Below are 11354 nucleotides of genomic sequence, written 5' to 3' on the forward strand. Positions count from 1 at the left end.
ATGGCACTGCTCATTACAACTAAATGCATTAATTGTGATATGTGTGATCCTGAATGCCCCAATGAAGCAATCACCATGGGGGATGAATTTTACGAAATTAATCCTGATCGCTGCACAGAATGTAAAGGGCATTATGATAAGCCGACGTGTCAGTCTGTTTGTCCTATCACCAATTGCATTATTACTGATCCTGAGCATATTGAATCAGATGATGAACTTCTTGATAAGTTTGTTACGCTGCAAGGCCTTGCTTAGTCATCACTAATAAACCGTATCAAAAAAGCGCCGCTCAGTTAACTGGGCGGCGCTTTTTTATTTGATGATCGATCTATATCGCCATCAGAAAACTAACTTTTTAAAACCATCGTACACATAGGAGGTAATACTTTTACCTGTTTGGGCTTAGGTTTTACTTTTATAACAGGCTCAGTTTTCACGGGTGCTTTATAATTTGGTGACCATGAGGCAAGCTCAGTACCACAGCCATCACCTGCTGGCGGCGGTGTTTGAGGCTTACATGTCGTACTTCCTTCAGGGCACTTTAACCGCACATGAAAATGGTAGTAATGACCAAACCAAGGTCGAACTTTACGCAGCCAATCACGTTGTTTCCACTGTGTTTTACATAACTGTTGTTTGATCACCGGATGGACAAAAATACGTGAAACACGATCATCACTGGCAGCAAGTTGAATTAACTGTGCTTGCTTCATACTCCAGTTTTTTTCGATGATTTTATAATTTTTCACATCCACCATCGGCAGTGCTGAAACTGTTTTTAGTGCTTGTGGTGATAATGGCTTTTCAGGTATACGCAACCAAATATCAGCATCAAGTCCGGTTTGATGACTTGCATGACCGGATGAGAACCGACCGCCACGCGGCATTGCAATATCACCCACCAATACATTACCAATTTTCAGTTGCTGTGATTGCTTCATCAATTGCTGCAAAAAAACAATCATTTCACTATTACCATAATAACGTCCACGCTCAGAACGTATTACTTGGTAGCCATCACCTTGCAGCGGTAAACGCTCACCACCAGCAAGACATCCATTAGCATATGAGCCAATCGAACTAGAATCACCCTGACTTGGATTTTTTACTTTTTCCCATGGTGTTGCCATTACGCTCTGACTTATACAAGCGAGCATTAAACCCGTTATTATCGTCCTTAACACATTAACTCTTCCTTTTTATTTGCTGTCATACAATGATAACGCAACCTTGTAACGATGCAAAATTCATCCACTAAAAAATCCACCATTATTTTAATTTATAATAATGAGAAAAATAATATCCATTCAAATTTCCTACCGTCATTCACTTTTTATTTTTAAGTCTTTGATAGGTTCTTAAAGAAACAAATAAAGATCACCACTTATTTTTAAATATTATATAACGGCTTTTTTATACTTCAATCACCATGATTTTATAAAATAGAAGATCATTATTAAATATACTTAACCTAACCTTACCGCTTAAATGACATTCCAATACTCTAAATATGACACTTAAGATTGCAGCTTAATGCCGATAATTATTAATTTATATCATTAATTTAACACTATCTCGTTATTCACCTAGTAAAAAAAACACTGGACACCTATAAATAAAAAACAGATAAAATCATAACGGCTTGTTTATAAATAAAAAAATAACTTATTGATATTTCTTTTTTAGCTTCAGAGAAGAACGTAAAAGCAAAGGAATCCTTTATAACCATGGCTTACATTCAATTGAAAAGTAATCTATTTATTTGTCATACATTATATAAATATATTTACCATTAAAAATAAAACATGAACAAATATAATAAGATAGTAACATAAGTAAATGAAAATGATTATTACTACATAATAAGCTCACAGTAATTTTGATTGAAATTACCATCATCATACTAATCATTATCATTAGTTATTAATGTCAGTGAATAGTTATTAATGACAGTGAATAGTTATTTATATTACCTCCCTATTTTTTATAATTTTATCGCTAATAGCAAAATTTGACGATTTTATATTTACTCATATAATAACATTGTAGATTTCACCCTCTTCTTTATTTCTAATAAGGTCTTTTAAGATTGAATATAAGTAGACGTCAATTATTTAAATTGTGCGCGGGGGCTGTAGCAACAACAACAATTGCTTCGCTTGCCACAGTTTCACAAAAAGCATGGGCACAAGCCCGTGACTTTAAATTAACCGCAGCCAAAGAAACGCGTAATACGTGTTCTTATTGTTCAGTTGGCTGTGGCACATTGCTATACAGCACAGGTGCTACTGGCGGTAATATTAAACAAAAAGTGTTCCACGTTGAAGGTGATCCCGATCATCCAGTAAGCCGTGGTGCATTATGTCCTAAAGGTGCGGGCCTAGCTGGTTTTGTTAACAGCGAACAACGTTTGAAATTCCCAGAATACCGTGCTCCTGGCTCAGATAAATGGCAGCGTCTAACATGGGACGAAGCCTTTAGCCGTATCGCTAAACTAATGAAACAAGACCGTGATGCTAACTTGGTAAAAACCAATGACGAAGGCACCACAGTTAACCGCTGGCTAACAACAGGCATGCTTTGTGCCTCAGCGGAAAGCAATGAAAACGGTTGGTTAACTCAGAAATTTGCCCGTGGTTTAGGCATGGTTCCTGTAGATACTCAAGCGCGTGTTTGACACGGTCCAACGGTAGCAAGTCTTGCTCCAACATTTGGCCGCGGCGCGATGACAAACAACTGGGTTGATATCAAAAATGCCAACCTTATTCTTGTTATGGGCGGTAACGCAGCAGAAGCACACCCTGTAGGCTTCCGCTGGGCGATTGAAGCTCAAAAAAATAATAACGCTGAAATCATTGTAGTTGATCCACGTTTCACGCGTACAGCAGCAGTGGCTGATCACTATGCACCGATCCGTTCTGGTGCTGATATTGCTTTCCTTTTAGGTGCTATTCGCTACCTAATTGCAAGCAGCCAAGTGAATCATGAGTATGTTAAAGCATACACCAACGCTAGCTTTATTGTGCGTGACGACTATGCATTCCACGATGGTCTATTCTCTGGCTATGATGCAGAGAAACGTCAGTATGATCGTAGCAGCTGGTTCTACCAACTTGACGATCAAGGCTATGCATTAAAGGATGAGTCTCTACAACATCCTCGCTGTGTATGGAACTTACTTAAAGATCACGTTGCTCGTTACACTCCAGATGTTGTTTCTAATATCACCGGTACGCCTGTTGATATGTTTGATCACATCTGTAAAGCACTTGGTAGTACTGCTGCGGATAACCGTGTTGCCACTATCTTGTATGCAACCGGCTGGACTCAGCACTCTAAAGGCGCTGAAAATATCCGTTGTATGGCAATGATTCAGTTACTACTAGGTAATATGGGTATGGCTGGCGGCGGCGTTAACGCCCTGCGTGGTCACTCTAATATTCAAGGTATTACTGACCTTGGTCTGTTAGCACAAAGTTTACCTGGTTACTTAAAATTGCCATCTGATAAAGATGTTGATTTAGCGACTCACCTTAAGCACCACACTCCAGCGGCACTTGAAGCGGATCAAACTAACTATTGGCAGCATTACCCTGCATTCTTCGTATCATTACTGAAGTCTTTCTACGGTAAAAGTGCGACAGCTGAAAATAACTTTGGCTACGACATGATGCCAAAATGGGATCAAAGCTACGACATATTGCGCGTGTTCGAAATGATGAACAAAGGCAAAATGAATGGCTATATCTGTCAAGGTTTCAACCCTGTCGCTTCAATGTCTAATAAACAAAAAACATTAGACTCTTTGTCTAAGTTGAAATACTTAGTAGTTGTCGATCCTCTTGTCACTGAAACCTCTACGTTTTGGCAGAATAAACCTAACGTTAATGAAGTTGATACTGCAAGCATTGACACTGAAGTATTCCGTTTGCCTTGTGCATGTTTTGCGGAAGAAGATGGCACTATCGTAAGTTCAGCGCGCTGGTTACAGTGGCACTGGAAAGCAGCTGATATGCCAGGAGAAGCAAAAGGTGATGCCGAGATCTTAGCGGGTATTTTCTTGAAGATGCGCGATATGTATCAACAAGAAGGCGGCACATATCCTGATCCTATCCTATCTCTTGATTGGAACTATGCGATCCCTGCTGCACCAAATACCAAAGAGCTATGCAAAGAACTTAACGGTAAAGATGCTAACGGTAAGCAACTATCTAGCTTTAGCAAACTAAAAGCTGATGGTTCGACCAATTCTGCGTGCTGGTTATACACAGGTAGTTGGACAGAAGCCGGTAACCAAACTGCACGTCGTGATAACAGCGATCCTTCAGGTTTAGGTCTTGCACCTAACTGGGCATGGTCATGGCCTGCAAACCGTCGTGTATTGTATAACCGTGCTTCAACACGTCCTGATGGAACACCATGGGATAAATCACGCGTCTTAGTTGAGTGGAATGGTGACAAATGGGTTGGCCCAGATGTACCTGACTTTAATGCTAAATTACCACCAGCAAAAAATGCGAGCCCATTTATCATGCAACCTGAAGGCGTAGGTCGTCTATTTGCCCTTGATAAAATGGCTGAAGGTCCGTTCCCTGAGCACTACGAACCGTTTGAAACACCGATTGGTACTAATCCATTACATAAAAATGTGATTTCAAACCCAGCGGCACGTTTATTTAAAGATGATGCGGCTCAGCTAGGCACTAAAGAGGATTACCCATTTGTGGGTACCACTTATCGCTTAACTGAACACTTCCATACATGGACCAGTCACTCTCATTTTAATGCTGTATTACAGCCTGAACAATTTGTAGAGATCGGCGTTGGTCTTGCGGAAGAAAAAGGCATTAAGAATGCCGATATGATTCGAGTAACATCTAAGCGTGGCTCTATTATCGCTAAAGCTTATGTTTCGAAACGTATTACGCCACTGCATGTTAATGGCCAAGCAGTTCACACTGTCGGTATCCCAATTCACTGGGGTTACGAAGGTGATACTAAGCCAGGTTACCTTGCGAATACGTTATCGCCAAGTGTTGGTGATGCTAACTCACAAACACCTGAATACAAGGCATTTTTGGTTAACGTAGAGAAGGTGAAGTAAGCCATGGGTATGGAATCACAGAATATCATTCGTAGTTCTGCTACATCGTCGCTTACTCCATCACCTGATGCGCGTAAACGTCAAATTCAAGTGACTAAGCTCATTGATGTCACTTGCTGTACTGGCTGTAAAGGCTGTATGGATGCGTGTAGCGAATGGAATAATTTACGCGGCAAAGTAGGAACCTTTGAAGGCTCTTACCAAAATCCGCCTAATACTACAGCTGAAACGTGGACCACTATCCACTTCAAAGAAATTGAAGAAGATAACAAGTTCAAGTGGCTCTTTAGCAAACATAGCTGCATGCACTGTTCTGATCCTGGCTGTTTAAAAGCGTGCCCAGAACCTGGTGCTATCGTGCAATATGAAAACGGCGTTGTCGATTTCAACTCGGAAAAATGTGTCGGTTGCGGTTACTGTATCGCAGGCTGCCCATTTGATATTCCGCGTATGAACCCTGTTGATAACCGCGTTTACAAATGTACGCTATGTCTTGATCGCCTTCAGGCAGGTCAAGTGCCATCATGTGCAAAAACCTGTCCAACAGGTGCATTACGCTTTGGCCCTCGTGAAGAAATTCTTGAATATGCCAATCAACGTGTTGCTGCATTGCAAGCTAAAGGCCATAAAAAAGCAGGTGTCTACAACCCACAAGGTGTTGGCGGTACGCATGTGATTTATGTTCTACACGATATCACTGATCCTGAACGTTATGATCTACCTAAAGATCCTAAAATCAGCGAAACAGTGAAATTATGGAAAGATGATCTCAAGCCACTTGCTGCTGTTGGTTTAGTCGGTACTTTAGCCCTTGCTGCTATTCACCGAGTCACCGTTGGTCGTAGTCGTGTTGCTGAAGACGAAGGAGATGAGAAATGAGTTTGAATAAAACAATTTTACGTCATAAGCCTTTAAATCGTGTTGTGCATTGGACTGTTGCATTAGCAGGTATCTGGACTTTATTGTCTGGCTTATCTTTTATGTTTGCCCCTTTACACTTCCTTAGCTATGTCTATGGTTCACCACAGCTTGCGCGTATTTTGCACCCATTTGGTGCAATTGTGATGACAGTTGGCTTATGCTTCTTAGTTTCTCGTTATTGGAGCCATAACCACTTTGAAAAAGGTGATCTCCAATGGATGCTAAAAGTAAAAGACGTACTAACTGAAAATGAAGAAAACGTACCAGAAGCAGGTCAATATAACGCGGGACAAAAAATGCTCCTTCGTCAATTTATTGCCTGTGCGGTATTGTTGCTAGTAACGGGTCTGATTGCATGGCGCGCTTACTTTTCAGCTTACTTCAGCATTGATGTCATACGTATAGCATTAATTGTTCACTCAATCACAGCCCTTGTATTTGCTTTGAGCTTAATTGTTCATGTTTACATGGCGTATTGGGTAAAAGGCTCAATTGATGGCATGTTAGAAGGTAAGGTTTCTCCCGCTTGGGCAAAGAAACATCACCCACGCTGGTTCCGTTCGCTATCTAGCAACAAAGACCAACACTAACAACTAGCTCTCGAATGGATAAACCACGTTGTTTATCCATTCTTTATTTCTATACCAACCTCGGTTTACCGTGGTTGGTATTCTTATAATTGGATACCTGCATGAGCGTTAAAATTTTAGATAAAGACACTATTATTAAACAAAAAAGTGATGGTTTTAATCCGTTAATTATTGGTCAACCTGCAACCATTTTTCATGCCCGCGCTGCACGTTTACGTCAGTTGGCACAAGATTCTTTTATGGCAGATTATCTTTTATTAGCAGGTCAAATCGTACAGCAACAAGTACATTTGGTTGAAACATTTAATAGCGCCGTCCAACAGCAATTACAAACTAAAACGCTAACATGGCCCATTGAAATAGACAGCACCTGGCAAGCTATTTTAGACCCAATGCTAACCCAATTAACGTCAGCACTACGCCCTATTGTTAGCGATGATATCGTTAAAGTTATCGATAATCTGAGTCAAATTGATCAACAAACATTGCAGCATTACTTTCATGCTTTACAGCAAAACCAACCAGAACGTGTACCTGCCGATATTGCGATTATTCTTTGGGCTTGTATCAATACGCTAATGAGCTTAATTGTCACTAATACCCAATTAGAATGGCAACCAGAAGCCAATGCAAAACAATCACATTGTCCACTTTGTGGCGGTGCACCTGTAGCAAGTTTAATTCAAGGCAGTGGTCATCGTTACTTACATTGCAGCCAATGTGAAACTGAGTGGCATCGACTACGCGCTGAATGTACCCAATGTGGTGATGGCGAAAATATTCAACTACAAAGTGAATCGCTAGAAGATAGCGTCCGCGCTGAAACTTGCGGCCATTGTCAAAGCTATTTAAAAATGTTGGTCCTTGAAAAGAACCCACAATTAGATCCTATTGCTGATGATCTTGCGACCCTAGTACTTGATCAAAAACTGAGTCAAATGGAATTCTATCGCAACGGCTTCAATCCTTTCTTACTGCCTCTCGCTCAATAACGCTCTAGAGTAACGCTATGATTATTGCTACAGCTGGCCATGTCGATCATGGTAAAACTAAACTGTTACACGCCCTTACTGGGATCAATGCCGATCGACTACCAGAAGAGCAACAACGCGGGCTGACTATTGATTTAGGCTATGCGTTTATGGCTTATCACTCAACAAAATCTAACCAACTACAACGGTTAGGTTTTATTGATGTCCCTGGCCATGAAAAATTCCTATCCAATATGCTCGCAGGCGTAGGCACCGCCCATCATGCAATGCTAATTGTAGCAAGTGATGAAGGCATGATGCCGCAAAGCTATGAGCACCTGACTATTTTGCGCTTATTAGCCATGGATAGTCTAACGGTGGTGATCACTAAATCCGATCTCACGACCGTTGAACAACAACAGCAACTCGAAGCAACATTAACCCAATTATTGTTTCAATATGGTTTTACTCAATCGTCTATTTTTCATTGTTCTGCGCACACTAATGATGGTATTGATGAACTCAAGCAACACTTGATTGATCTTGCTGACAATGAACAACAACATGATAATACGCTAAATTTCAAACTCGCTATCGACCGTGCATTTCATGTTAAAGGCTCAGGATTAGTCGTTACAGGAACCGCGTTAAACGGTCAAATTAACGTTGGTGATAGCCTGTGTTTAGTTAGCCATAGCAACCTTAAAAAAGGCCATAGCCAACCACAAATTGTGCGAATAAAAAGTATTCATGCACAAGGACAAGCAACGGAATCTGCGACGGCAAACCAACGGGTTGCGCTCAATATTAGTGGTGACATTGATAAAGCCAACTTAAACCGTGGCGATTGGTTATTACAAACAGCACCAACAACCATAATCAAACGGATCACGGTTAAATTAACCGCCAACCATCTGATTAAACACTGGCAAAATATTCAAGTTTTCCATGCAGCAACTCACACCACAGCTCGCATTGCATTATTAGAAGATAAACAATTAGCACAAGGTGAGACTGCCCTTGCTGAAATCACCCTTGATACGCCATTATGTTTAACGGAACAAGACCGATTATTACTGCGCGATCCCGCCCAAAAAATCAATCTTGGCAGTGCTATTGTGATTGACCTGCTACCGCCTAATCGTGGCAAGCGAACACCGCAGCGACTTAAGTATCTTAATCAACGTGCAAGTCTCGATTCACTCAATGACATTATTGCCTTTAAGCTCCAATATGCACCACAATCACGCCAACAACTGCTTGAACAACATCAATGCAAGACTGATGTTATTAATCATCTATTAGCAACAAATACGACGATTAACCAATATGGTGATTATCTTTGCTATGTCAGTTATCAGCAGGATTTACAACAGCACATTATCGCCACACTAGAGCAATATCATCAACAGGCTCAAGATACCCTCGGTGTGGGTAAAGATCGGTTATATCGCATGACGGCACTTAATCAGCCGCAGGTTATCTTCAATGCTATTATCGACCAATTACTCAACCAACAACTGTTAGCAAATACCCGTGGATGGCTACATTTAGCCGCACATCAATTACAGCTAACACAGCCAGAATTGCAATGTTGGCACCAAATAGAGCAATTGATGGCAACCCAACCTCAACCTTGGTGGATACGCGATCTCGCAGCAGAAATGGGTGAGAATGAAGAGAATATACGTAAACTCAGCTATAAATTAGCGCAATTAAGTTATGTTGCCGCCATAGTGAAAGATCGCTATGTCAGTCATCACTATCTAGTAAATATGGCAACCGCCGTACGCCAACATACCGCTCAACATCAGAAGTTAGAAACCGCTGAATTTCGAGATATCAGTCAATTAGGACGTAAGGTTGCGATTCAGTTATTAGAGTATTTTGATAAGATTGGTTTTACTAAGCGTAAGTTTAATTATCGCGAATTAAAAGATCAGAATTTATTACAAGATTAAGGATAATACAAGGAAGTGGCGGAAGAACATAGGAGTCGAACCTACCCAGGACTGCTGGCAGCCCTACCCGGATTTGAAATCCGGACGCATCACCGGATACGACGTTCTTCCTTCATTTTGAATCTGTATTTTATTGCTTTAAAGCATAATGCGCAACCGCTATCTACATTCAATTATGATAGCGGTTTCTTTTATAGATCAAATGATTAAATAAACATCTATTTCATCTGTTGATCAAGATTAAGAATCGTCAATGCATTGCTAACACTGGTTGCAAGTACATCAACAACACCTGATCGCAACGCGCCTAATAAGGCTAATGCTTTACTGTTTTCAGCCGCAGTTACTACAACCGTCGGAATATGACGTAATTCATCCATCGTTAAACCAATCACTCTATCGCTCATCATGGTATCAGCTTGCTTACCTTGGCTATCAAAAAAATCATAGCCAGCAATATCCCCCACAACCCCTTTTCGAATCCGTGCTTCGACTATTTCTTGAGGCGTGAACCAACCTAATTTCACCATATGGCTATTTTCATTCATATCACCAACCCCTACTAAAGCAACATCAGCGCGACGAGCACGATCCAAGGTTTCTTTAACAGTGCCATTTTTCATGAATGCTTCTTTAACGATAATATCTTCCACATAAGCTGGGGCATATAACGTTTCACTGATGCCATCATATTTTTTCGCGAGTTGACGACAAATATGATCGGCATTAATCGCATTACCAGAACGATGCGTACCACCAATCCCACACACAAAACGGCAGTTGCGATGCGGCACAACGCCAACATGATTAGCAATTGAGGCAATATTACGCCCTTGCCCAACCGCCACCACCATATCATCCGATAATGTCGCCGCCAGATAACCAGAAACAAGACTCGCCACTTGTTGGCGTTGAGATTCATCATCAGGCTGATCTAACGCAATCAGTGCTCGTTTTAAATTAAACCGTTCAATTAATTGCTGCTCAAGCTTTTCACTGAATACAGGGTGATATTTAACCGTAATTTCAACCACACCTTCTTCTCGAGCACGACGAAGTAAACGACCAATTTTGGCGCGAGACATCCCAAAACGTTGTGATATTTCTTCTTGCGTAGCACCTTCTTGATAATAGGCAATAGCAATTTCAGTCAGCTGATCATTCTCAGCGTGATTATTATCATTATTCAAACTGCTCATCACTTAGTCCTTTATATAGGGCGCTAAATCAAAAACCTATTCTAACACTGCCGAATAAAAATCGAGAGGTTATTACGTATATCCAGTTTTATCTGATCGTGTACAACGTTGAAAACCTGAATATTTCAATCCAGGCTTCTTCAATAATGTGAAGTGGACCGGACTTGGCATCGCTAACATTACAACCAGAGCATCAGCGCGATCATTACCATCTAATAATAACCATGACAGACCGCTAAGCTTCCTATTTATAACGACCGTCATTTCCTACCGCGAGATTACGAACGAGATAGGGAATCTATTATCCGCACGTTGTAGAGTTATTGTCTTTACTGCTGTTTTAGTTGATTTTTTATTGGTGTCTTTAATGCTCAAACACGTAATAAGTAGATCACGGATAGCTCGTGCCTCCCTTCCGAGATGACGGATAATAACCTACGCGATTGTTATCATTTTCTACAAACGAAAAAAAACCTATATCGTTAGATTCAGGTTTCTTTCTAAAAATGTGAAGTGGACGGGATTTACCATTCCGAACATCAGTACGACCCTCGGCATGATAGGCCGCTAAGCTTCCCAATAGAAAGTTAATCAACTGAACTACCTCG

The 11354-nt window shown here is 40.8% G+C and carries 10 protein-coding genes and 1 tRNA gene; 6 read left to right on the forward strand and 5 right to left on the reverse strand.

Features of this window, described 5'->3' with window-relative positions; translation table 11 throughout:
* Positions 1–255, forward strand: coding sequence for a YfhL family 4Fe-4S dicluster ferredoxin (locus tag CIK00_RS20035; protein WP_045037164.1), 255 nt, complete (start codon positions 1–3; stop codon positions 253–255).
* Between the two features lie 92 nt (positions 256–347).
* Here CIK00_RS20035 and mepA read toward each other — a convergent pair whose 3' ends face one another.
* Positions 348–1157: a penicillin-insensitive murein endopeptidase gene (gene mepA, locus CIK00_RS20040; RefSeq protein WP_101770319.1), complete on the reverse strand. Its 810-nt coding sequence runs from the start codon at positions 1155–1157 to the stop codon at positions 348–350.
* 932 nt (positions 1158–2089) lie between these two features.
* On the opposite strand from mepA, the gene fdnG reads away from it, so the two are divergent.
* The 5 genes from fdnG (at position 2090) to selB (ending at position 9547) form a co-directional block, all read left to right on the forward strand.
* Positions 2090–5104 (forward strand): formate dehydrogenase-N subunit alpha, encoded by a 3015-nt coding sequence (gene fdnG, locus CIK00_RS20050; RefSeq protein ID WP_144043194.1) that lies wholly within the window; start codon positions 2090–2092, stop codon positions 5102–5104.
* 3 nt (positions 5105–5107) lie between these two features.
* On the forward strand, positions 5108–5983 hold the full coding sequence (fdxH, locus tag CIK00_RS20055) for a formate dehydrogenase subunit beta (RefSeq protein WP_101770322.1): 876 nt from the start codon (positions 5108–5110) through the stop codon (positions 5981–5983).
* A complete protein-coding gene (locus CIK00_RS20060) occupies positions 5980–6615 on the forward strand; it encodes a formate dehydrogenase subunit gamma (protein WP_101770323.1) in 636 nt (211 codons plus the stop codon). Before fdxH ends, CIK00_RS20060 begins: the two co-directional genes overlap by 4 nt.
* Positions 6616–6716: 101 nt before the next feature.
* Entirely contained in the window at positions 6717–7607 is an 891-nt protein-coding gene (gene fdhE / locus CIK00_RS20065; RefSeq protein WP_101770324.1) for a formate dehydrogenase accessory protein FdhE, read from the forward strand.
* Positions 7608–7624: 17 nt separating this feature from the next.
* Entirely contained in the window at positions 7625–9547 is a 1923-nt protein-coding gene (gene selB, locus CIK00_RS20070) for a selenocysteine-specific translation elongation factor (protein WP_101770325.1), read from the forward strand.
* A gap of 16 nt (positions 9548–9563) precedes the next feature.
* Here selB and CIK00_RS21390 read toward each other — a convergent pair.
* The 4 genes from CIK00_RS21390 to CIK00_RS21580 form a co-directional block, all read right to left on the reverse strand.
* Positions 9564–9658 (reverse strand) — tRNA-Sec (locus tag CIK00_RS21390).
* Positions 9659–9765: 107 nt separating this feature from the next.
* Positions 9766–10746, reverse strand: a complete 981-nt coding sequence (locus CIK00_RS20075; protein WP_101770326.1) for a sugar-binding transcriptional regulator — start codon at positions 10744–10746, stop codon at positions 9766–9768.
* A gap of 72 nt (positions 10747–10818) precedes the next feature.
* The gene (locus tag CIK00_RS20080) at positions 10819–11010 is read right to left on the reverse strand and encodes a hypothetical protein (protein WP_101770327.1); all 192 of its coding nucleotides are present in this window, start codon (positions 11008–11010) and stop codon (positions 10819–10821) included.
* Between the two features lie 127 nt (positions 11011–11137).
* The coding region (locus CIK00_RS21580; RefSeq protein WP_233426584.1) for a hypothetical protein at positions 11138–11354 on the reverse strand (217 nt) is incomplete at its 5' end.

The organism is Photobacterium carnosum (assembly GCF_002849605.1).
GTDB lineage: Bacteria > Pseudomonadota > Gammaproteobacteria > Enterobacterales > Vibrionaceae > Photobacterium > Photobacterium carnosum.